23 protein-coding genes are annotated in these 26,267 nt (G+C 66.0%); 9 read left to right on the top strand and 14 right to left on the bottom strand.

The features are described from left to right. Positions 1–13: 13 nt before the first annotated feature. From hpf to ade, 11 genes are all read right to left on the bottom strand, one after another. Positions 14–583 (bottom strand): ribosome hibernation-promoting factor, HPF/YfiA family, encoded by a 570-nt coding sequence (hpf, locus tag C4S70_RS09005; protein WP_104007787.1) that lies wholly within the window; start codon positions 581–583, stop codon positions 14–16. A 238-nt stretch (positions 584–821) separates the two neighbouring features. Next, positions 822–1,580: an LPS export ABC transporter ATP-binding protein gene (gene lptB, locus C4S70_RS09000; protein WP_104007786.1), complete on the bottom strand. Its 759-nt coding sequence runs from the start codon at positions 1,578–1,580 to the stop codon at positions 822–824. After that, on the bottom strand, positions 1,580–2,074 hold the full coding sequence (gene lptA / locus C4S70_RS08995; protein ID WP_380218876.1) for a lipopolysaccharide transport periplasmic protein LptA: 495 nt from the start codon (positions 2,072–2,074) through the stop codon (positions 1,580–1,582). Before lptA ends, lptB begins: the two co-directional genes overlap by 1 nt. A 3-nt stretch (positions 2,075–2,077) precedes the next feature. After that, positions 2,078–2,677, bottom strand: a complete 600-nt coding sequence (locus C4S70_RS08990) for a hypothetical protein (RefSeq protein WP_104007784.1) — start codon at positions 2,675–2,677, stop codon at positions 2,078–2,080. Between the two features lie 14 nt (positions 2,678–2,691). After that, the gene (locus tag C4S70_RS08985; protein WP_104007783.1) at positions 2,692–3,654 is read right to left on the bottom strand and encodes a KpsF/GutQ family sugar-phosphate isomerase; all 963 of its coding nucleotides are present in this window, start codon (positions 3,652–3,654) and stop codon (positions 2,692–2,694) included. Beyond that, positions 3,651–4,265, bottom strand: a complete 615-nt coding sequence (locus tag C4S70_RS08980; protein ID WP_104007782.1) for a ribonuclease D — start codon at positions 4,263–4,265, stop codon at positions 3,651–3,653. The genes C4S70_RS08985 and C4S70_RS08980 overlap by 4 nt, the downstream gene beginning before the upstream one ends. A gap of 67 nt (positions 4,266–4,332) precedes the next feature. Next, on the bottom strand, positions 4,333–5,220 hold the full coding sequence (locus C4S70_RS08975) for a DMT family transporter (protein WP_104007781.1): 888 nt from the start codon (positions 5,218–5,220) through the stop codon (positions 4,333–4,335). A 68-nt stretch (positions 5,221–5,288) separates the two neighbouring features. Next, entirely contained in the window at positions 5,289–6,176 is an 888-nt protein-coding gene (locus C4S70_RS08970; protein WP_104007780.1) for a cation diffusion facilitator family transporter, read from the bottom strand. 147 nt (positions 6,177–6,323) lie between these two features. Next, on the bottom strand, positions 6,324–6,611 hold the full coding sequence (locus C4S70_RS08965) for an HU family DNA-binding protein (RefSeq protein ID WP_104007779.1): 288 nt from the start codon (positions 6,609–6,611) through the stop codon (positions 6,324–6,326). Positions 6,612–6,744: 133 nt separating this feature from the next. Further along, on the bottom strand, positions 6,745–8,208 hold the full coding sequence (locus tag C4S70_RS08960) for an AMP nucleosidase (RefSeq protein ID WP_104007778.1): 1,464 nt from the start codon (positions 8,206–8,208) through the stop codon (positions 6,745–6,747). Next, on the bottom strand, positions 8,205–10,010 hold the full coding sequence (ade, locus tag C4S70_RS08955; protein WP_104007777.1) for an adenine deaminase: 1,806 nt from the start codon (positions 10,008–10,010) through the stop codon (positions 8,205–8,207). The genes C4S70_RS08960 and ade overlap by 4 nt, the downstream gene beginning before the upstream one ends. Before the next feature lie 120 nt (positions 10,011–10,130). Between ade and C4S70_RS08950 the strand changes: the two genes are divergently transcribed. The 3 genes from C4S70_RS08950 (at position 10,131) to C4S70_RS08940 (ending at position 15,609) form a co-directional block, all read left to right on the top strand. Then, positions 10,131–10,586 carry a VOC family protein gene (locus C4S70_RS08950; protein ID WP_104007776.1) on the top strand — a complete coding sequence of 152 codons (456 nt, stop codon included), beginning with the start codon at positions 10,131–10,133 and terminating at the stop codon, positions 10,584–10,586. A gap of 426 nt (positions 10,587–11,012) precedes the next feature. After that, a complete protein-coding gene (locus C4S70_RS08945; protein ID WP_104007775.1) occupies positions 11,013–11,897 on the top strand; it encodes a LysR family transcriptional regulator in 885 nt (294 codons plus the stop codon). 103 nt (positions 11,898–12,000) lie between these two features. Beyond that, a complete protein-coding gene (locus C4S70_RS08940; protein WP_104007774.1) occupies positions 12,001–15,609 on the top strand; it encodes a hydantoinase B/oxoprolinase family protein in 3,609 nt (1,202 codons plus the stop codon). Positions 15,610–15,704: 95 nt separating this feature from the next. Here C4S70_RS08940 and C4S70_RS08935 read toward each other — a convergent pair whose 3' ends face one another. From C4S70_RS08935 to C4S70_RS08925, 3 genes are all read right to left on the bottom strand, one after another. After that, positions 15,705–17,129: a pyridoxal phosphate-dependent decarboxylase family protein gene (locus tag C4S70_RS08935; RefSeq protein ID WP_104007773.1), complete on the bottom strand. Its 1,425-nt coding sequence runs from the start codon at positions 17,127–17,129 to the stop codon at positions 15,705–15,707. A 1-nt stretch (position 17,130) separates the two neighbouring features. Further along, positions 17,131–18,273, bottom strand: a complete 1,143-nt coding sequence (locus C4S70_RS08930; protein ID WP_160114860.1) for a DUF819 family protein — start codon at positions 18,271–18,273, stop codon at positions 17,131–17,133. A gap of 82 nt (positions 18,274–18,355) precedes the next feature. After that, positions 18,356–19,249, bottom strand: coding sequence for a LysR substrate-binding domain-containing protein (locus C4S70_RS08925; protein WP_104007771.1), 894 nt, complete (start codon positions 19,247–19,249; stop codon positions 18,356–18,358). A gap of 97 nt (positions 19,250–19,346) precedes the next feature. Here C4S70_RS08925 and C4S70_RS08920 point away from each other — a divergent pair, with 97 nt between their 5' ends. The 6 genes from C4S70_RS08920 (at position 19,347) to C4S70_RS08895 (ending at position 26,146) form a co-directional block, all read left to right on the top strand. Then, positions 19,347–20,102 (top strand): class II aldolase and adducin N-terminal domain-containing protein, encoded by a 756-nt coding sequence (locus C4S70_RS08920; protein ID WP_104007892.1) that lies wholly within the window; start codon positions 19,347–19,349, stop codon positions 20,100–20,102. Positions 20,103–20,136: 34 nt separating this feature from the next. Next, complete coding sequence (locus C4S70_RS08915) at positions 20,137–21,150, top strand: sterol desaturase family protein (RefSeq protein ID WP_104007770.1); 1,014 nt, start codon at positions 20,137–20,139, stop codon at positions 21,148–21,150. A 6-nt stretch (positions 21,151–21,156) separates the two neighbouring features. Next, positions 21,157–21,864 (top strand): HAD-IA family hydrolase, encoded by a 708-nt coding sequence (locus C4S70_RS08910; protein ID WP_104007769.1) that lies wholly within the window; start codon positions 21,157–21,159, stop codon positions 21,862–21,864. 30 nt (positions 21,865–21,894) lie between these two features. Next, positions 21,895–23,058: an acyl-CoA dehydrogenase family protein gene (locus C4S70_RS08905; protein ID WP_104007768.1), complete on the top strand. Its 1,164-nt coding sequence runs from the start codon at positions 21,895–21,897 to the stop codon at positions 23,056–23,058. A gap of 278 nt (positions 23,059–23,336) precedes the next feature. Next, the gene (locus C4S70_RS08900; protein ID WP_104007767.1) at positions 23,337–25,370 is read left to right on the top strand and encodes an acetate--CoA ligase family protein; all 2,034 of its coding nucleotides are present in this window, start codon (positions 23,337–23,339) and stop codon (positions 25,368–25,370) included. Further along, positions 25,367–26,146, top strand: coding sequence for a carnitinyl-CoA dehydratase (locus C4S70_RS08895; RefSeq protein WP_104007766.1), 780 nt, complete (start codon positions 25,367–25,369; stop codon positions 26,144–26,146). The genes C4S70_RS08900 and C4S70_RS08895 overlap by 4 nt, the downstream gene beginning before the upstream one ends. The last annotated feature ends 121 nt before the right edge of the window (positions 26,147–26,267 follow it).

The following is a 26,267-nucleotide window of genomic DNA, read 5'->3' as shown; positions in this document are numbered from 1 at the left end:
GCAGGAATTCGTATCAGAACTGCGGTTCGATCCAGCCGATATTGCCGTCTTCGCGGCGATAGACCACGTTGAGCTGATCCTTGGCCTCGTTGCGGAACACCAGAACCGGCGCGCCGGCCAGTTCCATCTGCATGACCGCCTCGCCTACGCTCAGGGACGGGATCTTCGTTTCCATCTCGGCGATGATGATCGGCTGTGTCGATCCGGTCTCGGCCCCTTCGTTTTCGTCCTCGCTGGCCAGCACATAGGACGACGCCCCGAGGAAATCGACCGGTTCGGTCCGCTCGCGGTGATGGTCCTTCAGCCGGCGCTTGTAGCGGCGCAACTGTTTTTCCATCTTGGCGCAGCAGGCATCGAACGCGGCGTAGATCTCGGGCGCGCTGGCCTTGGCCGTCGAGTTCAGGCCGGTGGAGAGGTGAACCGTCGCCTCGCACACATATTCATGCGCAGAACGGGAAAACACGACATTGGCATCGGTCGGCCGCTCGGCGTATTTCTCGACGACTGCGTTCAGTTCGGTCTGCACATGGGTCTGCAGCGCGTTGCCGATATCGATCTGCCTTCCGCTGATTTTATAGCGCATCTTGTCTCCTTCGCGATTCTCACCCGACAACGAGGCCCGAGCATGGGCGGGTCTTATATTCGGGTGACGGGGAATGGCAATGCAGGCGATTGCACTTTGTCGGCGCCTTCCTCGAAGGCCAGGCAATGTTTCGATGCAAGCCGCTCTGGTGCCATGTGTTCATTCAGAACCGGACGGCGGTCAGAGTCAATGAATCCGGTCAAGTTTTTCGCCCGCCGCGCCGGCCGCGCGGATCCGGTCAGGAAATCCTGAAATTCTCGCCCAGATAGACGCGCCGGACGTTTTCGTTTTCCACGACCTCTTCGGGCGTGCCGGACATCAGAACCTGACCGTCATGCAGGATATAGGCGCGATCGACGATTTCCAGCGTTTCGCGGACGTTGTGGTCGGTGATGAGAACCCCGATGCCGCGGTTGCGCAGATCGGCGACCAAATGCCGGATGTCCCCGACCGAAATCGGATCCACCCCCGCAAAGGGTTCGTCCAGCAGCAGATATTTCGGTTCCGCCGCCAGACACCGGGCAATCTCGACCCGCCGCCTTTCACCGCCCGACAGGGCCAGCGCAGGCGCGCGGCGCAGATGTTCGATGGAGAATTCCGACAGCAACTCCTCGAGCCGCTCGCGCCGCTTGTGCCGGTCGCTCTGGGTGATGTCCAGGACGGCGGCGATGTTGTCCTCGACGCTCAGGCCGCGAAAGATTGAAATTTCCTGCGGCAGATACCCGATCCCGAGCCGCGCGCGGCGATACATCGGAAGCGTGGTCGCGTTCTGGCCGTCGATGGTGACGGTGCCGGCTTCGGGAAAGACCAGCCCGGCGACCGCGTAGAATGTCGTGGTCTTGCCCGATCCGTTCGGCCCCAGAAGCGCGACAACCTCGCCCCGATCCAGCTTCATGGTGACGTCGCGAATCACCGTGCGGCGGCGATACGATTTGCGCAGCTTTTCGATCCGCAGACCCGACGTCCCTTCGGTCACTTTCAGTCGGGGCCGCGCCATCAGTTCTGTTCCGTCCTGAGTATGGTCTTCACCCGACCTTCCATGCTGGCTGTGCCGGACACGAGGTTCACAGTGGCCCGGTTCGAGGCCAGCGTGCTTGGCCCCTGGGTCAGCAGGACGTTGCCGGTCAGGATCACGATGCCGCTGTCGATCGTATAATCCGCCCTGTCGGCCTCGGCCGCGGCTTCGGGGCCGTTGACCAGCAGGACGTTGCCCTCGGCCTCGAGCCGTTCGATCCCTTTGGCCTCCTGATCGTAGATCACCAGAACGCGGTCGGCCGACAGACGCATCTGCCCCTGGGTGACGACGACCTTGCCGATGAACTCGGCAGACCCGTCCGCCTGGTTCACGTCGAGGCTTTCGGACACGACCTCGACCGGCAGGGTCGGATCGGCCTTGAACGACCCGAAGGGCACCGACGTGCCTTCGGCCCGCGCGGGCACCGCGCCAAGCAGCAGGGACAGGCTCATGATGAAGGCGCGTAATGGTGCCACGGGTTACTCTTTCTGTTCTGCGGGATCGTATACCAGCTTGACCCCGCCCTTGAAAACCATGTGAATCGGCCCGCCTTCGCGCAGTTCCTCGAACGCCATCCGGCCCGCCGTCAGATCACCCATCGGACCCGTCGCGCGCACCTCGCCCGGCGTTCTGCCGGCAACGCGATCGGTTTCGGCCTCCAGCCGGTCGGTGATCACCTCCATTCCCGCTGAACTGCGAATTCTGACATTGCCCGCGAAGGTCGCGGCCTCCCGGTCGAAATCCACCGACAGAACGTCCGACCGCACGTCGATCCGCACCCCGTCGGGGGAGATCATCCGCGCGGTCACGTCCTCGGCCTCGGCCGGCTTGCCGGGGCCGCCGGGCCGGGCGACACGGGCCTGAACGATGATGTCGTCGCCCTTGGCGGTGGTGCCGGAAAAGAACGGTTTCGTCACCTGCTGGCCCCGGATCCGTTCGGTCACGTCCTTTTCCGAAAAGGGGATGTTCGCGGTCGGGTCGATGCTGCGCGACAGCAGGAACAGCGTGGACAGGATTCCCAGCGCCGCCAGCGGCAGCAGCACCTTCAGAAAGGCCACCATGCGGGAATAGAAATCCACCCGCGCCCCCGCCGTCAGCCCAGTCCCGCCCGCAGGCAGTCGTGGATGTGCAGCAGGCCGAGCGGCCGGCGCGGGCCGTCTTCGGGGGTGACGAACAGGCAGGTGATCTTGCGGCGGTTCATCACCGCAACCGCCTGTTCGGCCAGCGCGTCGGGGCCGATCGTCGTGGGGTCGGCGGTCATCACGTCGGCGGCGGTCATGTCCAGAAGCCCCTCCATGTGGCGCCGCAGGTCGCCGTCGGTGATGATGCCGTCGAGCGGCCCGCCCGGTTCGGCGATGCCGACCACGCCAAAGCCCTTGCGGGTCATCTCGATCAGGGCGTCCGGCATCGGCGTTCCGGGCGCCACCAACGGCAACGCGTCGCCGTCATGCATCAAATCGCGCACCTTGGCCAGCCGCGCGCCCAGCTTGCCGCCGGGGTGGAATTCGCGGAAATTCTCGGGCGTGAATTGACGATGTTCCATCAGCGCGATCGCCAGCGCGTCCCCCAGTGCGAGCGTCATCGTGGTCGATGTGGTGGGCACGATCCCGTTGCCGCAGGCCTCTTCGGCCGGCGGCAACACCAGCGCCACGTCGGATTGCCGCAAAAGCGTCGAATCCGCCCGCCCCGCAACCCCGATCAGCGGGATGCCGAAGCGGCGGGTATGCGCCACGATGTCCGCCAGTTCCGGCGTCTCGCCGGAATTCGACAGAACCAGCGCCACGTCGCCGCGCGCCACCATGCCCAGATCGCCGTGGCTGGCCTCGGCGGGGTGGACGAACTGCGCCGGCGTGCCGGTCGAAGCCAGCGTCGCCGCGATCTTGCGCCCGATATGGCCGGACTTGCCCATGCCGCTGACGATCACCCGGCCGCGCGCGTTCAGCAGAAGCTCCACCGCTCGGTCGAAGTCGCCGTTCAGGCTGTCCGCCAGCTTGTCCAGCGCCGCCGCCTCGATGCCGATCACGCGCCGGCCGATATCCGCGAAACCCTGCGTCATGAATGGGCGAAGATGTCGATCTCGGGCCAGCCTTCCAGATCCAGCCGCGCCCGGGTGGGCAGAAAGTCGAAACAGGCCTGTGCCAGCTCGACCCGCCCTTCGCGGGCAAGGCGGGCATCCAGCGCCTCTTTCAGCCGGTGCAAATACAGAACGTCAGACGCGGCATAATCCAGCTGCGCTTCGGTCAGTTCCTCGGCGCCCCAGTCGCTCATCTGCTGCTGTTTGGAGATGTCGATGCCCAGCAGTTCCTGGCACAGGTTCTTCAGCCCGTGCCGGTCGGTATAGGTGCGCACCAAGCGGCTGGCGATCTTGGTGCAATAGACCGGCGCGGCCAGCGCGCCGAAGGCGTGATAGAGCGCGGCAATGTCGAAGCGCCCGAAATGGAACAGCTTCAGCACCTCGGGGTTCTCCAGCATGGCGCAGATATTGGGTGCCTCGGTCTGGCCCTTCTCGATCTGCACGATATGCGCGTCTCCGTCGCCCCCCGACATCTGGATCACGCACAGCCGGTCGCGATGCGGGTTGAGTCCCATGGTTTCGCAGTCGATGGCGACGACGGGGCCAAGGTCCAGCCCGTCGGGCAGGTCGTTCTGATACAGGTGGTTCGCCACTTGGAATATCCCTTGCTGTGGCCGGCGCGGCGGCTTTGCGCCCAGATAGGCCCTTTGCGGGGCAAACTCAACTGCGGGCGCGCGCGGGCATCGCCGGACGGCGGGCGATCTGAACGGCAAGGATCCCGGCGGTGACGACCAGAACCCCCACCGCGTCGGCCAGGCTCAGCGTCTCACCCAGCAGGGCGGCAGCGATGGCCACGCCGAAAACCGGGTTGAGAAAGTGAAAGGTCGCCGCCCGCGTCGGCCCGATCCGGTCCAGAAGCCGCACCCAGACATATGTTGCGGTCAGGCCCGGCACCAGCGTCGTATAGGTGAAGGCCGCGACCAGCGGCCATGTCAGGTTGACCCGGATCGTCTCGGTCAGCGGGGCGGCAACGAACAGGATGGCCGCGCCCACCAGCATCTGCAGCCCGACGACCATCATGAAGTTGCCGCCCGAGGTCGCGCCGCTGACCGCCATCGTGGCAAAGGTCAGCGCGATCACGCCGATCACGCACAGAGACAGGCCATACAGGTCAACCCCCGCGCCGATGCGCGATCCCATGATGATCGCCACGCCGGCGAATCCGGCCATCAGACCCAGCGCGGCCAGCGGCCGCAGCCGGTCGCCCAGCACCACGCGGCTGGCCAGCGCCACCAGCAGCGGCATGGTCGAGGCGATGATCGCGGCCAGCGAGGCCTGCACCGTCTGCATGGCGGTGAAGTTGAGCCCCAGATAGAGCGCATTCTGGCAGATCCCGAACAGGATCGTGGCCCGCCACTGGGCGCGCGACAGGTGCCAGCTTTGCCCCATGGCGCGGGCGATGACGACGCCCAGAAGGCCCGACACCAGAAATCGTAGCGCCAGGGAAAACAGCGGCGAGGCATCGGCCACGATGATCCGCGCCGAGGTGAAGGCCGAAGACCACATCAAGGCAAAGGCCAGCCCCATTGCGACGGCGCGAATGTCCATGTTGCCTTCTCCTGCCGGGCCGGGACCGGGGGCAGCTTTTCGCAATCGGGCGCGGGGATCAACCCCGGTCAGTCGATCTCGATCGCGTGCGGTTTGGCCTTGTGCTCGGGTTCGACATGGATGGTGATCTGGCTGCCGGGGATCGCCTCGCGCAGGGCGTGTTCCACCCGGTCGCACAGGACGTGCGAGTCCGTCACCGACATCTCGCCCGGAACGATCAGGTGAAAGTCGATGAACACCACCTGCCCGGCGTGTCGCGTGCGCAGGTCATGGGCCTGCACCGCGCCCGAGGCGTTTTCCGCGATCACCCGGCGGATTGTTTCCAGCGTCTGTTCGGGCAGGGCCTCGTCCATCAGGCTGCTGAGCGAATGGCGCACCACCTTCCAGCCGGCCCACAGGATGTTGACCGCGATCAGCAGCGCCATGATCGGATCGAGCAGCGGCCAGCCGGTCAGGATCGCCACCAGAACGCCGCCCGTCACCCCGACCGACGACACCACATCCGACAGCAGGTGTTTGCCATCGGCCACCAGCGCCGGCGACCGCAGCCGCCGCCCGCGCGTGATCAGGATCCAGCACCACACGGCGTTGATGACATTCGCGCCGACATTCACCGCAAGCCCTGCCAGCGGTGCATCCAGCGATCGCGGATGGGCGATCGCGTCCCATGCCTCCCGCGCGATCAGGATTGCCGCGATCACGATCAGCACGCCTTCGAGCACGGCCGAGAAGAATTCGGCCTTGTGGTGGCCATAGGGGTGGTTCGCATCCGCCGGACGGCTGGCATATTCCACCGCGATCAGCGCGGCGATGGCCGTGGCGACGTTGACGATGCTTTCCAGCGCATCCGACAGCAGCGCGACCGACCCGGTCATCAGATAGGCGACATACTTGATCCCCAGCACCACCACGCCGACGATCAGGCTGCCTATGGCCAGTTTGGTGATCTCGGACATGGGGCGCGAGAATCCTTTGTCGCGGGGGGTCGCGGGGGGTCGCGGGGGGTATCCCCGATCCGCGCAGGCTTGCCAAGGGCGCGACCAAGAAAAAGGCCGCCTCCGTTGCCGGGGCGGCCCGCTCGCAGGTTTCCTGCCGTATCAGGATCAGCCGTTCACGCTGTCCTTCAGCGCCTTGGCAATGGTCATCTTGACCACGCGGTCGGCGTCTTTCTTGAACTGCTCGCCGGTGGCGGGGTTGCGCACCATGCGCTCGGGGCGTTCGCGGCAGTAGATCTTGCCCACGCCGGGAATGGTGACGGCGCCGCCGGCGGAAACTTCGCGGGTGATGATGTTGGCGATCGCGTCCAGCGCGGCCGCGGCGGATTTCTTGTCGGTGCCCATTTCTTCGGCCAGAGCGGCGACGAGCTGGGTCTTGGTCATCGGTTTTGCCATCTTATGTGTCTCCAATCTTCTGCCCGAACCTTTGGGCCTCGCGGCACGAATTTAACGGCATCTTGTGGCCTAACACAACAAATAGTGGGCCGAAAAGGGCCGAAAACGCATATTTTCCGCTGTTTTTCGCCCCTCAAAGGAAGGCGGGTTCGTCGAAGGACCGCAATTTCCGGCTGTGCAGGCGTTCCAGCGGCATCGTGCGCAGCAATTCCATCGCTCTTATGCCGATCCGCAGGTGGCGGGCAACCTGCGTCGTATAGAAATCCGACGCCATGCCCGGCAGCTTGAGCTCGCCATGCAGCGGCTTGTCCGAGACGCACAGAAGCGTGCCATAGGGCACCCGGAACCGATAGCCGTTGGCGGCGATGGTCGCGCTTTCCATGTCCAGCGCGATGGCGCGGGATTGCGACAGGCGGAACACCGGGCCGGACTGGTCGCGCAGCTCCCAGTTGCGGTTGTCGATGGTGGCCACGGTGCCGGTGCGCATGATGCGTTTCAGGTCATAGCCTTCCAGTTTGGAAATCTCGGCCACCGCCTGTTCCAGCGCGATCTGCACCTCGGCCAGCGCCGGGATCGGCACCCAGACTGGCAGGTCGTCGTCCAGAACGTGATCCTCGCGCAGATAGGCGTGCGCCAACACGAAATCGCCCAACGCCTGCGTGTTGCGCAGACCCGCACAATGGCCGACCATCAGCCAGGCATGGGGGCGCAGAACGGCGATATGGTCGGTCGCGGTCTTGGCATTGGAGGGGCCGACGCCGATGTTCACCAGGGTGATGCCCGACCGATCCGGCCGTTTCAGGTGATAGGTGGGCATCTGCGGCAGCTTCGACGGTTGCGGACATTCCCCGCCCGGATCGGTCAGCACCGCGTTGCCGGGGCCGACGAATTCGGTATAGCCGCTGTCGGGATCGGCCAGCGCGGCGCGGGCGTATGCCTCGAACTCGTCCACATAGAACTGGTAGTTGGTGAACAGCACGAAGTTTTGGAAATGGGCCGGGTCGGTCGCGGTGTAATGCGCCAGCCGGGCCAGCGAATAGTCGATGCGCTGCGCGGTGAAGAGCGCCAGCGGGCCGCAGCCGTTCTCCCTCTGGTGGGTGCCGTTGACGATGTCGTCATCCATGGTGGACAGGTCCGGCACGTCGAACACGTCGCGCAGGGTGAACCCGGCGGAACCGTCCTGCGGCACCACCAGATCGGGTTGCGCGGCGACCGCGAAATGCAGCGGGATCGGGGTTTCCGAGGGCCCGATCGTGACCGGCTGGCCGTGATTGTGGATCAACAGACCGATCTGGTCGGCCAGGTAATCCGCGAACAGATCCGGCCGGGTGACGGTGGTGGCGTAGGTGCCCGGTGCCGAGACATGGCCAAAGCTCAGCCGGCTGTCCACCTGCGCAAAGGTCGAGGTGCTGAACCGGATTTCGGGATAGAAGGCGCGGATCCGGCCCTGCGGTGCGCCGTCGCGCATCGCCCGCGTGAAGCCCGCGCACAGGTGGCGGGTCGCGGTTTCGTAAAGCTCGGTGAGCCGCGCGACCGCGGCGGCGGGGTCGGTGAAGGCTTCGGCCGGGGGCGCATCCGGCAGGTCGATCAGGGTCATGAAACAGGCTCTAACAAGGGAATTTCCTTGAAGGTTCGCACGTCGATCAACCCCTTGTCGGAAATCCGAAGCTCGGGGATCACGACCAGGGCCAGCAGCGAATGCTGCATGTAGGCGTTGTTGAGCGAACACCCGCAATCGCGCATCGCCTGCACCATCCGTTCGGTCTTGGCGGCGACGGTTTCGGCGGGGGCGTCGGACATCAGACCCGCGATCGGCAGTTCCACCAGCGCCAGTTCCTCGCCCTCGCGGAAGATGGTGATGCCGCCGCCTACCTCGGCCAGCCGGTTCGCGGCCAGCGCCATCTGCGCGCGGTCGGTGCCGACCACGATCATGTGGTGGCTGTCATGGGCCACGGTCGAGACCATCGCCATGCGGCCCGTATAGCCGAAGCCCGAGACGAAGCCGTTGCTGACCCGGCCGGTGCCGCGATGCCGCTCCACCACGGCGATCTGGCAAACCTCGCCGTCGCCTTCAACCAACCCGTCGCGCACCGGCAGATCCGCCTGAAGCGCCTTGGTCGGGGCCTGGTTTTCCACCACGCCGATCACGTTGGCGCGAACCGTGTTGGCGCCTTCAGGCGCGGCGATCTCGAAGTCCTTCGCGGTCAGCGCATGGCCCAGATGCACGGTATTCCGCGCGCTGCCGGGCCAGTCGAAATGCGGGCAATCGACCTTGATAGAGCCTGATTCCGCCACGATCCGCCCCCGCGCGATCACCAGTTCGATCGGCAGGTCGCGCAGATCCGATGTCAGAATCACATCCGCCCGCCGGCCCGGTGTGATCGAGCCCAGTTCACGCTCCAGCCCGAAATGTGTGGCGGTGTTCACGGTCGCCATCTGCAACGCCACCAGCGGATCGCAGCCGCAGGCGATGGCATGCCGCACCACCCGGTTCATGTGCCCGTCATGCACCAACGTGCCCGAGTGGCAATCGTCAGTGCAGAGGATGAAGTTGCGCGGGTCCAGCCGCTTTTCTGTCACGGCGGTGATCTGGCTTTCCACGTCATACCACGCGCTGCCCAGCCGCATCATCGACCGCATCCCCAGACGGGCGCGGGCGATGGCGTCGGCTTCGCAGGTGCCTTCGTGATCGTCCGCCGGTCCGCCCGCGACATAGGCCGCGAAATCAGGCCCCAGATCGGGCGAGGCGTAGTGTCCGCCGACCGTCTTGCCGGCGCGTTGGGTCGCGGCGATCTCGGCCAGCATCTTGGGGTCGGCCGCCGCCACGCCGGGAAAGTTCATCATCTCGCCCAGGCCGATGATGCCGGGCCAGGTCATCGCCTCGGCCACGTCCTCGGGCGTGATCTCGTGGCCCGTGGTTTCCAGCCCCGGCGCGCTGGGCGCGCAGCTGGGCATCTGGGTGAAGATGTTGATCGGCTGCATCAGGGCTTCGTCGTGCATGTATCGCACGCCATCCAGCCCCAGCACGTTTGCGATCTCGTGCGGGTCGGTAAAGATCGTGGTGGTGCCGTGCGGGATGATGGCGCGGGCGAACTCGGCGGGCGTCAGCATGCCGGATTCGATGTGCATATGCGCGTCGCACAGGCCGGGGATCATGTAGCGCCCGTTCGCCTCGATCACCTGCGTTTCAGGCCCGGTGCAATAGCCGGCATCGGGCACCACGCAGGCGACGCGGCCGGCCGCGATGGCGATGTCATGGTCGGGAAGGGTTTCGCGGGTGTGCACGTTGACCCAGATGCCGCCGCGGATCACCATGTCGGCGGGTTCGCGACCGGCGGCAACGGCGATCAGGCGGGGGGCGACGTCGGGCCAGCTTGGGAAGGTCGTGGTTTCAGTCATGCCACAGATAGTGGGGCAAGCAGCGGTGGGCGCAAGCGGTTTTCCTGCACGCCGACCGTCGGTGGTGGCGCCATTACCGATTTTCTTGTGCCGGGGAGCGATTCGGGCCACGCTGGCGGCATGGATTACGACACGGTCACCGCCGATGCGTTGGGGCGGTCCCTCAGGGGGATTGGGCTCAATCTTCTGGTGCGCGATGTTCCGGCAGAATGCGCCTTTTTAGAGACTGTTTTCGGTATGGTCTGCCATCAGGTTTCGGCCGATTTCGCAATTGCGCGCTATGGCGATCAGGTCTTTCAGCTGCACGCCGACGCGACCTATCATTCCAACCCGCTGCTGGGGCTGTTGCCGGAGGCGCCGCCGCGCGGGGCGGGGGTGGAGATCCGGCTCTACGACAGCGATCCCGACGCCGCCGCCGCGCAAGCCGAGGCGTTCGGCGCGACGCTCCTGCAGCGGCCCGGGGACAAGCCGCACGGGCTGCGTGAGACTTATATCCTTTGCCCCGAGGGCTATGCGTGGGTGCCAAGTCGTCCGTTGGCCGACCGTGATGCCGCTGGAGGCCGGGGCGAGCCGTGATTTCGATTTTCCCGGGGGGCCTCGGCGAAAGGCGCCGTATTCCGAATTTCTGACCGCGCGCGGGATATTTTCGGTTGTCTTCGAACGGGCAGGGGGTGCCCTATGACGGGCGGATCCGCCGGCTCGGGCGGGTTTTTGACAGGATCCGACGCGAAGGGAAGGATTCGGGCTGGATCTGCCGAACCTTGCCTCCAGGCGCACGTCCTGCAGCCCGTGCATCAGCGTCAGCGCCGGATAACCGGGCCAGCCCTCGGCGTCTTGAGGCAGACGCGGTTCGATCCGAGACCAGCCGCTCGCCGCCTCGATCCCGTCAATGGCGTGAACCGTGGGGGTGGCGCTCAAGTTCTGAACCAACGAAACGGGCGGACCGCCGGTTTCCGCACCGGCCGGTTCAAATGATTTCCGATCTGCTCTAGCGTGGCGGCCATGAAACTGGTGCAACTGGAAACCTTTCTGTGGGTCGCGACTCTGGGCAGCTTTCGCAAGGTGGCCGAGCGGCTCAATACCACCCAGCCGGCGATTTCCTCGCGCATTGCCGCGCTTGAAGAGACTCTGGGCGGCAAGCTGTTCGAGCGCGGCCCGCGCATGGTGACGCTGACCGCGCTGGGCCAGTCGATGGTGCCCTATGCGGAGAAAATCATCTACATGACCGACCGGATGCGCGCGCAGGCCGGCAGCGCGGGGGAAACCGAAGGCGTGTTGCGGCTGGGCGTGTCGGAGACCATCGTCCACACCTGGCTGCCCGCCTTTCTGCGTCAGGTGCATGACCGCTATCCCGGTCTCGACGTGGACTTGACCGTGGATGTGAGCCCACAGTTGCAGGCCGATTTGCTGGCGCAGCGTCTGGATCTGGCGTTGCTGCTCGGCCCGGTGCCCGCGCCCGAGGTGGCGGCCCTGCCGCTGGCCAGCTATCCGCTGGTCTGGCTGGCCAGCCCCGCGCTGGCGATCGAAACGCCGGCGACGGTCGAGGAGCTTGCCCGCCATCGCATCCTGACCTTTTCCCGCAACACCCGCGTCTATGCCGAACTGCGCGACCGGCTGCGGCGGGTGGACGGGGCGCCGGCGCGGATCTCGGCCTCGGCCTCGCTGTCGGCGATACGGCGGCTGGCGGTGGACGGGATGGGCATCGCGGTGCTGCCCCGCGTCACGGTGGAAGAGGAACTGCGCCTGGGCCTGCTGCGCGAGCTGGACTGTGCCTGGCGGCCGTCGGACTTCGCCTATTCCGCCGCCTATCCCGCCACCCCGTTCCGCCCGCTTCTGGAGCACCTCGCCGGGCTGGCCGTGCGTATGGCGGAGGCGGGTCGGGAATAGATTTCCCTTATCGCAAAACCCAAAAATTGCCGATTGGACTGGATCGCCAACCTGTGTCAGCTTCGCGCCGATCGAACCGACAGGACAGCCGGAGGAAACCGCCATGACCGCTCAGACCGACGCCAAGTGGCAATTCTGGATCGATCGGGGCGGCACCTTTACCGACATCGTGGGCCGCCGGCCGGACGGGCGGATCGTCACCGCCAAGCTGCTGAGCGAGAACCCCGAGCAATACAGGGATGCCGCCGTGCAGGGCATCCGCGACCTGATGGGCGTGGAAAAGGGCGAGCCGATTCCCACGGATCGGATCGAGGCGGTCAAGATGGGCACCACGGTGGCCACCAACGCGCTCTTGGAACGCAAGGGCGACCGCACGCTGCTGGTCGTCAACAAGGGCTTCCGCGACGCGCTGCGCATCGCCTATCAGGCGCGGCCCCGGCTCTTTGACCTGAACATCAAGCTGCCCGAGATGCTCTATGAACGGGTCGAGGAAGTGCCCGGCCGCTTCACGGCCGAGGGCGAGGAGCGCGAGGCCTTTGACGCCGCTGCCACCCGCGCCGCGATGCAGGCGGCCTTCGACGATGGCATCCGTTCGGTCGCGATCGTGTTCATGCACGCCTGGGCCCATCCCGCGCACGAGGCCGAGGCCGCCCGCATCGCCCGTGAAATCGGGTTCACGCAAGTGTCGGCCAGCCACGAGGTCGCGCCGCTGATGAAGCTGGTGAGCCGGGGCGATACCACGGTGGTCGATGCCTATCTTTCGCCGATCCTGCGCCGTTATGTCGATCAGGTCGAGGAAGAGCTGCGCGGCACGCGGCTGATGTTCATGCAGTCCTCGGGCGGGCTGACCGATGCGCACCGTTTTCAGGGCAAGGACGCGATCCTGTCGGGGCCTGCGGGCGGCGTGGTCGGCATGGTCGGCACCGCGCAGATGGCGGGGTTCGACAAGCTCATCGGTTTCGACATGGGCGGGACGTCCACCGATGTCAGCCATTTCGCCGGCGAATATGAACGCGCCTTTGAAACCGAGGTCGCGGGCGTGCGGATGCGCGCGCCGATGATGTCGATCCACACGGTCGCGGCGGGCGGCGGGTCGATCCTGCATTTCGACGGCGCGCGGTTCCGCGTGGGCCCCGACAGCGCCGGTGCCAATCCCGGCCCCGCCTGTTACCGGCGCGGCGGGCCGCTGGCGGTGACGGACTGCAACGTGATGCTGGGCAAGATCCACCCCGAACACTTCCCTCACGTCTTCGGCCCAAACGCCGACCAGCCGATGGACCGGGACGTGGTGGTGGAGAAGTTCACGGCACTTGCCGCCGAGGTCTCGCGCGCGACGGGCAAGGAGATGACGCCCGAAGAACTCGCCCAGGCCTTCCTCAAGATCGCGGTCGAGAACATGGCCAACGCGATCAAGAAGATCTCCGTGCAGCGCGGCTATGACGTGACCGAATACACGCTCAACTGCTTTGGCGGCGCGGGCGGGCAGCATGCGGCCCAGGTGGCCGATGCGCTGTCGATGGACCGGGTGTTCATCCACCCGCTGGCAGGCGTTCTGTCCGCCTATGGCATGGGGCTGGCGGATGTGCGCGCGCTGCGCGACGAGGCGGTGGAACGTCCGCTGACCGAGGCCACCGTGGCGGATCTGGCCGCCCGTTTCGACGCCCTGACCGAGGCCGCGATGGCCGAGCTGGAAGACCAGGACATCGACCGCGCCGACATGGAGGCGCGCCACAGCCTGCATGTGCGCTATGCCGGCACCGACACCGCGCTGCAGGTGCCGCGCGGCGATGCGGACGCGATCGCGCAAGGCTTTCTCGACGCGCACAAGACCCGGTTCGGCTTCATCGTCGAGGGGCGCGAGCTGGTGATCGAGGCGCTGTCGGTCGAAGTCGTGGGCAAGATGACCCGCATCGAGGAACCCGAACACCCCCTGTCCGAGCCGCGCGAGGTGCCCGCGATTGCCACCCACAGGGTCTGGTTCGAAGGGGCCGCGCAGGACACGCCCTTCATCGACCGCGCGGCGATGCGCCCCGGCGACCGGGTGACGGGGCCCGCGGTGATCGTCGAACCGGTGGGCACCACCGTGGTCGATCCCGGCTGGGAGGCGCAGGTCACGTCACGCGACCACCTCGTCCTGACCCGCGTGACCCCGCGGCCTGCGCGCGTTGCCATCGGCACGCAGGCCGATCCGATGATGCTAGAGATCTTCAACAATCTCTTCATGTCGATTGCCGAGCAGATGGGGGCGACGCTCGAAAACACCTCCTATTCGGTGAACATCAAGGAACGGCTCGACTTCTCCTGCGCGGTGTTCGACGCGGACGGCAACCTCGTTGCCAACGCGCCGCACATGCCGGTGCATCTGGGCTCGATGAGCGAAAGCGTGCGCACCATCATCGGCGACCGCCGCGCCACCATGCAACCCGGCGACGTGTTCGCGCTGAACGACCCTTATCGCGGCGGCACGCACCTACCGGATGTGACCGTTGTGACGCCGGTCTTTGACCGCGAGGGCCGCGAGGTTCTGTTCTATACCGCCTCGCGCGGGCACCAGGCCGATATCGGCGGGCGCACGCCGGGGTCGATGCCCCCCGATTCGACCACGCTGGACGAAGAGGGCGTGCTGATCACCGACTTCCAGGTGGTGGATCGCGGCGTCTTCCTCGAAGGCCCCCTGCGCGAGCTGCTGGCCTCGGGCCGCTATCCCGCGCGCAATCCCGATTACAACATTGCCGACCTCAAGGCCCAGATCGCCGCCAATGCCAAGGGCGCGCAGGAATTGTGGAAGATGGTCGATCACTTCGGGCTGGACGTGGTGCACGCCTATATGCGCCACGTCCAGGACAATGCCGAGGAAAGCGTCCGCCGGGTGCTGGACGTGCTCCACCCCGGCGAATTCGAATACCCGATGGATTGCGGCGGCGTGATCCGGGTGAAGATCGACATCGACAAGGCCGCGCGCAGCGCCACGGTCGATTTTACCGGCACCTCGGCGCAGCTGCCTGCGAACTTCAACGCGCCCTCGGCGGTGGTGCGGGCGGCGGTGCTCTACGTCTTCCGCACGCTGGTCGATGACGACATCCCGATGAACGAAGGCTGCCTGAAGCCGATCCGCATCATCATCCCCGAAGGCTCCATGCTGGCCCCGACCTACCCCGCCGCCGTGGTCGCCGGGAACGTGGAAACCAGCCAGGCGGTGACCGACACGCTTTATGGCGCGCTGCAGGTGATGGGGGCGGCTCAGGGGACGATGAACAACTTCACCTTCGGCAATGACCGCTACCAGTATTACGAAACCATCTGCGGCGGCTCGGGCGCGGGTAACGGTTTTGACGGCACCGACGCCGTGCATACCCACATGACCAACTCGCGCCTGACCGACCCCGAGGTGCTGGAGTTCCGCTTCCCCGTCCTGCTGCGCTCTTTCGAGATCCGTCCCGGCTCGGGCGGTCGCGGGCGCTGGCACGGCGGCAACGGCACCACGCGCAAGGTCGAGTTCCGCCAGCCCATGACCGCTTCGATTCTTTCGGGCCACCGCACGGTGCCCCCCTACGGCATGAAGGGCGGAGAGCCCGGCCAGTGCGGCCGCAACTATGTGGAACGCGCCGACGGGCGCGTGGACGACCTCGGCGCCACCAACACGACGGAAATGGCCCCGGGCGATGTCTTCGTGATCGAAACCCCCGGCGGCGGGGGCTACGGAAAACCCTGACCCGGTCCCGGCTTCTTTCTGGTTCCAAATACCCCGGGGGGCTCCGGGGGGCAGCGCCCCCCGGCCGGTCGGGTCACGTCAGTGACCCGAAACCGCTATCCCCGCCGCGCTTTCCAAGCCACATAGCGTGCCATCCAGCGCTCCAGCATCGGCACCTTCTCACCTGGCTCATCCAGAGTCAGTTCGCCGCCGCCGGCGCGATACAACTGGGCAAAGGTGTCCAGCACCCGTTCCCTGACCATCCCGCGCAGCGGCACATGCGCCATCAGTCCATAAGCCGCCGCGTGCCCCTTGCGCGCCAGATCCGGGTTGGCGCGCACGATCTCCACCGCCTCGGCCAGATCCCGCAGGTATTGATCGGTCACCCCTTCATGCCGCGCCGTCACCATCGCATGGATCCCGTCGGGGTTCTGCACCCGGTTCACCGCCCAGCCCCGCGCCTCCAGCTGATCGGCCACCGCATAGATGTTCAGCCCAGGATCGGACGAGCCATAGGACAACAGCGGCCCCTGCGGATGCCCGAGAATCCGCAACCCCTCGATCTGCTCTATTCCCCTCTTCAGGGCCTGCACCGCCCGCACCGTGCGCGCCGCCAGATCGCGATAACCCTCCACCCCGATTTTCTGCAGCACCGCCCAGGCGGCCGCATAGGCCCCGCCCGGCCGCGTGCCCAGCAGCGCGGGCGAGGCGAACACCCCGCCGGGCCAGTCCTGATACACGAACATCTGGTGCTTCAGCAGGTCGAGATTGCGATAGAGGATCGCCGACGCACCCTTGGCCGCATAGCCGTATTTGTGCAGATCGGCGGAAATCGACGTGACCCCCGGCACGCGAAAGTCCCATTCGGGCAGCGTCTCGCCGTTCATTTCCATGAAGGGCAGGATGAACCCGCCCACGCAGGCATCCACATGCATCGGGATGCCTTTTTCGACCGCTATCGCACCCATTTCGGCAATCGGGTCGATAGTGCCATGCGGGTATTCCGGCGCCGAGCCAAGCACCATCACCGTATTCCGATCGATCTTGCGCCGCAGCCGCGAGATGTCGGTGGCATAGTCACGGGTCATCGGCAGCAGCCGGGGCGTGACGTCGAAATACTCCGCCGCCTTGAACCAGGCCACATGCGCGGTTGCCGGAATCACCATGTTCGGCCGCCGCACCCGGCGGGTCTTGCGCGCGAGATCCCGGTAGGTCTTGACCGCCAGCAGGCAGCTCTCCGTGCCGCCCGCCGTCAGCACGCCGCAAGTCTCCTCCGGTCCGTGCAGCAGCCCCGCGATGATCGAGACGATCTCGCTTTCCATCCGCTTCAGGCTCTGGAACGCCGCCGGGTTCAGCCCGTTGGCCGAGGAATACTGCCGCCAGGCCGCGGCGGCGAAATCGTCATGCGCATCGTCAAGATGATAGACCAGGCTCCAGGTCCGGCCCGACCGGTAGTCCGGGTCGCTTTCGGCAAAGGCCTTGAGGTCCGCCAGCACGTCATCGGCATCGCGTCCGCGGGGCGGCAGGCTCTTGTGGGTCATCTCATCCTCCGGAGGTCAGGAACAGGGCGACGCTGATGCCCAGATAATTGCCGATCGCAAAGCCGAGGATCCCCGTCGCCATGCCCGACATCAGGATCGCGGGGTTGCGCAGGCTGCGCGCCACCATCGGGACAAAGGCCGGCGACATGATCGCCGCGACCGAGGTGATCAGGAAGGTGTCCACGTCGATTCCCGCGATCCGGCTCAGAACCCCGTGCAGCAACAGGCTGCCGAAGGTCGCGACCGCCACGAAGACCAGGATGGTCGGCTCCATGCCGCGCAGCGCGGTCAGATCCATCGAGGCCGCCACCGCCAGCGAAAAGACATAGATCAGATACATGCCCAGCCGCGGCGCGGCCCGGTTGCGGCGCAGTGCCGGCACCAGCGATGCCAGCAGGCCGAAGGTGGTCAGCAGAACGATCACCATCACCTGCGGGCTGCCGATCTGCACCATCGGCGCCAGACCGACGGCGAGCCCGACACACACAGCCGCCGCCACCAGCGCCACCGCCCCCTGTCCCAGCATCGCGCGGCCGAACAGCTGCGCATGGGTTTCGGTCACCTCGTCCTCGGCTTCGTCAGTGCGGCCACCGGGAAAGGGCGGCAGGAACCGGGCGAAGAGCCTGGGCGCGGCGGTCAGCACGAACAGCAGGTATCCCGCTCCGACCACCGTATCCACCGTGGCGAACAGCAGGTATCGCGCGTCGGGGATGCCCAGCGCCAGCTTGATCGCGCCCATGTTGGCAATGCCGCCAGTATACATGCCCACCGCCATCGCGGTCAGCTGCTCGGGCCGGTCAACGCCGCGCGCGGCGAACAGCCAGAACAGCACCGTGCCCACGAACACCACCGCCACGACCGCCAGCAGCATCGACAACATCGCCCGCCCGGCCACCCGCCGCCACGCGCGCACATCCACCGAGAACAGCAACAGTGGCAGCGCCAGCGCGAGGCTCGCCTCCATGACCGAGACGCGCGCAGCGTCGGCCTGTCCGGGCAACAGCCCCGACAGCCCCGCGACAAGCCCCGCCGCATAGCACAGCACGATCGGCCCAAGCGCGCGGGCGACGGGCACATGCCGGGTCAGCACCAGCACAAGAACCGGCCCCGCGACGAAGAGCGCGGCGACAAGAACGTGGGTCATCGGGCCTCCTCCCGGCCGAACGGTCGATGGCATTATGCGGCGCTTGCGCAACCACGCAACAGCCCGCCGCCCCGACCCCACGTCAACGCGGCGCGCGCTCTTCCGCCTCGGCCCTGACCTCGGACCTCAGCCAGTCCGCAAAGGCCATGCAGGCCGGCGCGCGTTCCGCCTGCGGCGACAGGATCAGGTAATAGGCCTCGGGCATCGGTGCGCGGTGGGCGAAGGGCGCGACCAGCCGGCCCTGTTCGATCAACCGCCGCGCGATCGTGTCATGGGCCAGTGCAAGACCGCCTCCGGCTTCGGCGATGGCCAGGGTGACGGTATAGGTCGTGGCATAGGTGACGGGCGGATTCGGCCAGTTCAGACCCTGATCCTCGGCCCATGCCGCCCAGTTCGCCAGCAGGTTCGAACAGTCATGCAGCGGCTGGTCGGCCAGCGTTTCCATCGTCACCGGATAGCCCGGCGCGCAGACGGGGTAGAAGTGATCGGTCCGCAACAGTTCGGCCCGGACCGTGTCGGACGGGCGCAGGGAAAAGCGGATCTCGACATCGGTCCCTTCGGCCATTTCGCGCGGCTCCCACAGCTCGGTCGAGACGTTGAGCAGCACCTCTGGGTGCGCGGCCCGAAACCGGGGCAGGCGCGGCGCCAGCCAGTGCACGGCGAAGGTCAGGTTCGACTGCACCCGCACCGCGCCGGCCGTGTCTCCGGTCACCGCCCGCGTGCCACGGATCAGCGTGCGGAACGCCTCGCGCACCACCGGCAGATAGGTGATCCCGGCCTCGGTCAGTTCCAGCGCGCGCGGGCGGCGGTGGAACAGCGGCCGGCCGAGATAGGATTCCAGCGACTTGATCTGCTGGCTGACCGCGCTTTGCGTCATGTTCAGATCGCGCGCCGCGCCGGTAAAGGACAGGTGCCGGGCCGCAGCCTCGAAGGTGCGCAGCCAGCCCAGCGGCGGAAGCGGATTCTGCGGTTGCATAATCGACCTATCAGTTTTGCTAATGGATAACCTTCGTTTTTTTCGTTGGTCAAGCAACCGCGCGCCGGGCAGGCTCGCGGAAACGAAAGGACGCGCGATGACTGTGACGACTCTACGCCCCAACATGGACCACTGGCAGGACCGGGTGGATCTGGCCGCCGCGTTCCGCTGGACGGCCCGGCTGAACCTGCACGAGGCGGTCGCCAACCATTTCAGCCTTGCCGTGAACGACGCCGGCACGCAGTTCCTGATGAATCCCAACCAGGTGCATTTCAGCCGCATCCGCGCCTCGGATCTGCTGCTGCTGGACGCGAACGATCCCAGCGCTCTTGAGGGGCCGAACGCGCCGGATCCGACCGCTTGGGGCCTGCACGGGTCTCTGCACCGGCGTTGCCCGCATGTCCGGTGCGCGATGCATGTCCATTCGATCCACGCCACCGTGCTGGCCAGCCTCGCCGATTCCAATCTGCCGCCGATCGACCAGAACACCGCGACCTTTTTCGACCGCTATGTGATCGACGACCAGTTCGGCGGGCTGGCCTTCGAGGAAGAAGGCGAACGCTGCGCCCGCCTGCTGAGCGATCCGAAGAAGAAGACCCTGATCATGGGCAATCACGGCGTCATGGTCACGGGAGAAACGGTCGCCGAGACGTTCAACCGGCTCTATTACTTCGAACGCGCCGCCGAGACCTATATCCGCGCGCTGCAGACCGGCCGGCCGCTGCGGGTGCTGCCCGACGAGATCGCGGAAAAGACCGCGCGCGAGATCGAGACCTACCCCGGACAGGCCGAACGGCACTTCGCCGAACTGAAGCTGATCCTCGACCAGGAAGGGTCGAACTACGCTGAATAGAGGTAAAAACAGTCTCTAATCAGGGAGATTGGCGATGAATGCGACAGACGATGTCCTGATTGCCTATCGGAATGACGGCGAGGCCGAGCGGTGGAACTATCGCCCGCCCGAGCCGGTCAGGCTGAATCCGTTGTTTTCATGGCCGCTGTGCCCGCGCGCGGTGTGGGATTGGTATCGCGGCGCGTGGCTGCCGCTCACCGCACTGACCGTATGTCTGACGATTGCCGTGGCCGCCTATGCCGTGGCCCTGCCGCCGCTGGAGCAGATGGCCACGCTGCGTCCGGGCTGGATCCTGCGCATCTGGCTGTTGAACGTGATCCCGCAGACACTGGTCGCGGGCGGGCTGCACTGGTGGCTTTACATCCGCAAGAGTCAGGGGATGCGCAAGAAGTTCGACAAGCGCGACCTGACCCGCAAGAACGGCACCTTCACCTTCGACAACCAGGTGCTGGACAACATCTGGTGGACGCTGGGCAGCGCGATGACCGTCTGCACCGCTTATCAGGTTCTGATCTTCTGGGCGATGGCGAACGGCTGGGCGCCGGTCATCACCTTTGCCGCGCATCCCGCGTGGTTCGCGCTCTGGATGGCGCTGATCCCGATGTGGTCGGGGCTGCATTTCTACTGGGTGCACCGGCTGGAGCATTCACCCATACTCTACAAACGGGTCCACGCGGTGCATCATCGCAACGTCAATACCGGCCCGTGGTCGGGGATCTCGAACCACTGGTATGAAAACCTACTCTACTTCACCACCTATTTCGTGCATCTGGTGGTGCCGTCGCACCCGCTGCACCTGCTGTTCCATGCCTATTTCCAGCAGATCAGCCCGGTCTTTTCCCATTCCGGGTTCGAGAAGGTGATCGCCAAGGATACCGAAATGGCGCGGGCCGGCGATTTCTTTCACCAGCTCCACCACCGCTATTTCGAGTGCAACTACGGCACCTCGGAAATCCCCTTCGACAAATGGTTCGGAACGTTCCACGACGGTTCGGCCGAGGCCACGCGCCGCACCCGCGAACACAAGAAACAGATGTATACGAGGTAGCCGCTCATGGATCTGTCCCGCATCAACTGCCTGACCTTCGACGTGGTGGGCACGCTCATCGACTTCGAGGCCGGCATCGTCGAGTTTTTCAGGGCGCGGGGCTGCGACCGGGACCGCGAGGAAATCCTCGCCGCCTTTGGCCGGGCCGAGGCGGTGCAGCAGGATCTGACGCCGGAAACGCCGTTTACCCAGATGCTGAGCCCGATCTACGACCGCATGGCACCCGAGATGGGACTGCCGCCGGGGCGTGGCGAAGCCTTCCGCGCCTCGATCCCCGGCTGGCCGGCCTTTCCCGATTCGGTCGAGGCGCTGCGGCGGCTGCGCTCGCGATTCCGGCTGGTGGCTCTGACCAATGCCGACAACAGGGCTCTCTCTCACATGGCCTCGACGCTCGACAATCCGTTTGACGATACCGTGACCTGCGAGGATGTCGGCGTGAACAAGCCCGACCCCCAGGTGTTCGCCTATTGCCGCGGACGGCAGAGCATTCACGGGGTGACGCTGGCCAGCACGATGCATGTGGCGCAGAGCCAGTATCACGATATCGGCGTGGCGAAACGGCTGGGCTATCTCACCACATGGATTGAACGGCGCAGCGGTGCGGACGGGTTCGGGGCTTCGCCGGTGCCCGAGGCGGTGACGCAGCCCGATTTGCATTTCACCACGCTGACCGAGCTGGCCGACCACCTCGACGCCGCCCTGGCCCCCACCTGATACATCGGAACATCCTTCAAGGAGCAGGAAATGGACTTCGCCCTGACCGAAGAACAGGAGATGATCGTCGCGACCACGCGCGCCTTTGTGGAACGGGAACTTTATCCCTACGAGGCGGAAGTGGAGCGGACCGGGCGTCTGGACATGGATGTGATTCGTGACATCCAGCGCAAGGCCATGGAGGCGGGGCTCTATGCGGCCAACATGCCCGAAGAGGTGGGCGGCGCGGGCCTCGATACGCTGACATGGTTGCTTTACGAGAAGGGACTGGGCCGCGCGAACTATGCGCTGCACTGGACCGGGGTGGCGCGGCCCTCGAACATCCTTCTGGCCGGGACGGACGAGCAGAAGGAGAAGTATCTCTATCCCTGCATCCGGGGCGAGACGTGGGATTGCCTTGCGATGACCGAACCGGGCGCGGGGTCGGATCTGCGCGGGATGCAGGCGACGGCGAAGCGCGATGGCGGCGACTGGGTCTTGAACGGCACCAAGCATTTCATCAGCCATGCCGACATCGCCGGGTTTGCCATCGTGTTCATGGCCACCGGCGAGGAGGACACGCCGCGCGGCAAAAAGAAGCTCATCACCGCCTTCTTCGTGGATAAGGGCACGCCGGGCTTTTCGGTGCGCGAGGGCTACCGGAATGTCAGCCACCGCGGCTATACCAACTCAGTTCTGGAGTTCGACAATTGCCGATTGCCGGATTCTCAGGTTCTGGGCGAGGTGCACAAGGGCTTTGACGTTGCGAACCAGTGGCTGGGTGCCACACGGTTGCAGGTGGCGGCGACGTGTCTCGGTCGGGCCGAACGGGCGTTCGATCATGCGTTGGCCTATGCCGCCGAGCGGCGGCAATTCGGGCAACAGATCGGAAAGTTTCAAGGTGTTTCCTTCAAGCTGGCCGACATGGCGATGGAGATGAAGGCAGCCGGCCTGCTGACCTGGGAGGCGGGATGGAAATTCGACCGGGGCACGGTGACTGAGGCCGACATGTCCATGGCCAAGCTGAAGGCGACCGAGGTTCTGGCGCATGTGGCCGACGAGGCGATCCAGATCCATGGCGGCATGGGACTGATGGACGAATTGCCGCTGGAGCGGATCTGGCGCGATGCGCGGGTGGAGCGGATCTGGGAAGGCACGTCCGAGATCCAGCGCCATATCATCAGCCGCGACCTGCTGCGGCCGCTGGGAGCCTGACCGGTGTTTCGAATGGGCTGCGCCCATCCGACCGGGGCGAGGGGGCGCTGCCCCCTCGCGCTCCCCCGGGATATTTTCAGCAAGAGGAAAAGGGGAGATGCGCACCACATCCCCCCTTTGGAAAGAAGCAACCCTCTTCCCCTTGCACGGTCATCGGCGTCCCCGCCTGTACCGTGGAAACAGGATGACCGATTCCGGTTAACAAACCCTTTCTTCCTCTTGCTTCAAATATCCCCGCCGGAGGCATCGGAGCTTGACACAAGCACAACGAGCAGAACATGAAACGCGACCTTTCCCGCTTGCTCCATCCCCGTTCCATGGTCGTCATCGGCGGTGGCGCATGGTGCGAAGCGATCATCGGAGCCGCACGACGCATCGGCTATGAGGGTGCCATTCTCCCTGTCCATCCATCGCGCGACGACGTGGCCGGCCTGAACGCGGTTCGGCGTGTGGAGGACTGTCGGGATCCAGTTGACGTGGCCTTCGTCGGCATCAATCGTCACGCAACGGTCGAGGCTGTCGCAGCCTTGCGCGGCTTGGGTGCCGGCGGGGCGGTTTGCTTTGCGTCAGGGTTTACCGAAGCCACCGCCGAGGATGGGTGCGGACCGGATCTGCAAGCGCGGCTGGTCGAGGCGGCCGGCGAAATGCCCATTCTCGGTCCCAATTGCTATGGGTTCGTCAATGCGCTGGATCGGGTGGCCGTCTGGCCCGACCAGCACGGGATGAAACCGGTGACGCGCGGCGTGGCGATCGTGACTCAATCCTCCAACATCGCAATCAACCTGACCATGCAGCGCCGCGCCCTGCCCATCGCCTACATGATCACCTGCGGGAACATGGCGCAGACCAGCCAGGCGGAAATCGCGGAGAGCCTTCTCGACGACGACCGCGTGACCGCGATCGGGCTGCATGTCGAAGGGTTCGGGAATCTCCGCCGCTGGGAGTCGCTTGCCGCAAAGGCGGCCCGGCGCGGCGTGCCGCTGGTGGCGCTGAAGATCGGCCGATCCGAGCAGGCGCAAGCGGCCACCGTATCGCATACCGCATCGCTCGCTGGCAGCGACGCCGGGGCGCAGGCCTTTCTGGACCGGCTGGGCATCACTCGGCTGCACGGCTTGCCCGAGTTCCTGGAGACGCTGAAGCTCTTGCATTGCGAAGGACGGCTGGCCTCCAACCGGGTGGCCTCGATCAGCTGCTCGGGGGGCGAGGCAAGCCTGGTCTCAGACATGGCGGTGGGGCGGGATCTCGTGTTCCCGCCGGTGACGGAACGGCAACGCGACGAGTTGCGGGCGGCGCTGGGGCCGATGGTGGCGCTGGCCAATCCGCTGGACTACCACACCTATGTCTGGCGCGATGAAGCTGCCATGGCACGGGCTTGGCGGGCTATGACCGGCGATGGAATCGGGCTGACGCTGTCCGTCGTGGATTATCCGCACACCGATCGGACCGACTGGGACTGTGCAACCGGCGCGGCGCTGCGGGTTCGCGCGGAAACCGGGGCGCCATTTGCGGTCGTGTCGAGCCTGCCGGAACTGATGCCCGAGGAGGTCGCGGAACGGCTGTTGTCCGGCGGCGTGGTGCCGCTGGCCGGTCTGCACGAAGCCCTGTCCGCCATCGAGGCGGCGGCCAGAGTGCCGGTGCCCGAGACCCGGCCGGCGCTGCTTCCGGGCACGGGTGCCGCGACCGAGACCCTCACCGAGGTCGAGGCGAAAGCGGCGCTGGCCGTGCATGGTCTGCGCATTCCGCGCCACGCGATCGTCGAGGCGGAGGCCGCCGGGTCGGCCACGGTCGGCCTGAAAGGTCCGTTCGCGGTCAAGGGCGTGGGGCTGGCGCACAAGTCGGACCACGGCGCGGTGCGGCTGGGTATAGACGCTGCGGATGTCGGCAGGGTCGCGCGTGGGATCGGCACCCCACAGGTGCTGATCGAGGAATTGGTCAGCGGCGGCGTGGCCGAATTGCTGATCGGCGTGACCCGCGATCCGGCACATGGCTTCGTTCTGACGCTTGGCGCAGGCGGCGTGCTGACCGAGGTGTTGCGGGATACGGTGTCCCTGCTGGTGCCATCGGGCCGCAGCGCGGTGCGGGCGGCGCTGATACGGCTGCGATACGCGCCGGTCCTGCAAGGGTTTCGCGGAAAGCCTGCCGCGGATCTCGATGCGATCTGCGACGCCGTGGATGCCGTGCAGAACTATGTCGTTGCCAATGCCGATGCGGTTGGCGAAGTTGAAATCAATCCGCTGATCTGCCTGCCCGACGGGGCCGTGGCGGTGGATGCCCTGATCCGACGGGCCCGGAAAGGAGAGGCCAGAACATGACCCCAGTGAAGACCCGGCGCGAGGGCGCCATTCTCGAAGTCACGCTCAACCGGCCCAAGGCCAACGCGATCGACCTGGCCACCAGCCGGATCATGGGCGAGGTGTTCCGCGATTTCCGCGACGATCCCGACCTGCGCGTGGCGATCCTGACCGGCGGCGGCGAGAAATTCTTTTGCCCCGGCTGGGATCTCAAGGCCGCGGCCGACGGCGATCCGGTGGATGGCGACTATGGCGTCGGCGGGTTCGGCGGCCTGCAGGAGTTGCGCGACATGAACAAGCCGGTGATCGCGGCCGTCAACGGCATCGCCTGTGGCGGCGGGCTGGAACTGGCGCTGTCGGCCGACATCATCCTGGCCGCCGATCATGCCACCTTCGCCCTGCCCGAGATCCGGTCGGGCACCGTGGCGGATGCGGCCAGCGTCAAGCTGCCCAAGCGCATCCCCTATTACATCGCAATGGAGCTTCTGCTGACGGGGCGCTGGTTCGATGCCGAAGAGGCGCATCGCTGGGGCCTGGTGAATCGGATCGTGCCGGCCGGCGCCCTGATGGAGGAGGCATGGAACATGGCCCGGCTGCTCGCCAGTGGCCCGCCGCTGGTCTATGCCGCGATCAAGGAAATCGTCCGCGACGCCGAGGACAGCAAGTTCCAGGACGCGATGAACCGGATCACCAAACGGCAGTTGCGAACCGTGGACATCCTCTATTCATCCGAAGACCAGATCGAAGGCGCCCGCGCTTTCGCCGAGAAACGCGACCCGGTCTGGAAGGGCCGCTGAGGCAAGGGTCCGGAAGATCGCCGCCTCCGCGCCGGTTCGGGGCCTTCCACGAAACTGGAAACTGGCTCCGAACTGCCGCCCCTTCATCTTGCCCGAAAATACTCCGGGCAGGCCTCGGCGA

Origin of the sequence: Jhaorihella thermophila (assembly GCF_900108275.1) — a bacterium.
Lineage (GTDB): Bacteria > Pseudomonadota > Alphaproteobacteria > Rhodobacterales > Rhodobacteraceae > Jhaorihella > Jhaorihella thermophila.
The sequence above is the reverse complement of the archived record's forward strand: the minus strand, read 5'-3'. Positions and strand labels throughout refer to the sequence as shown.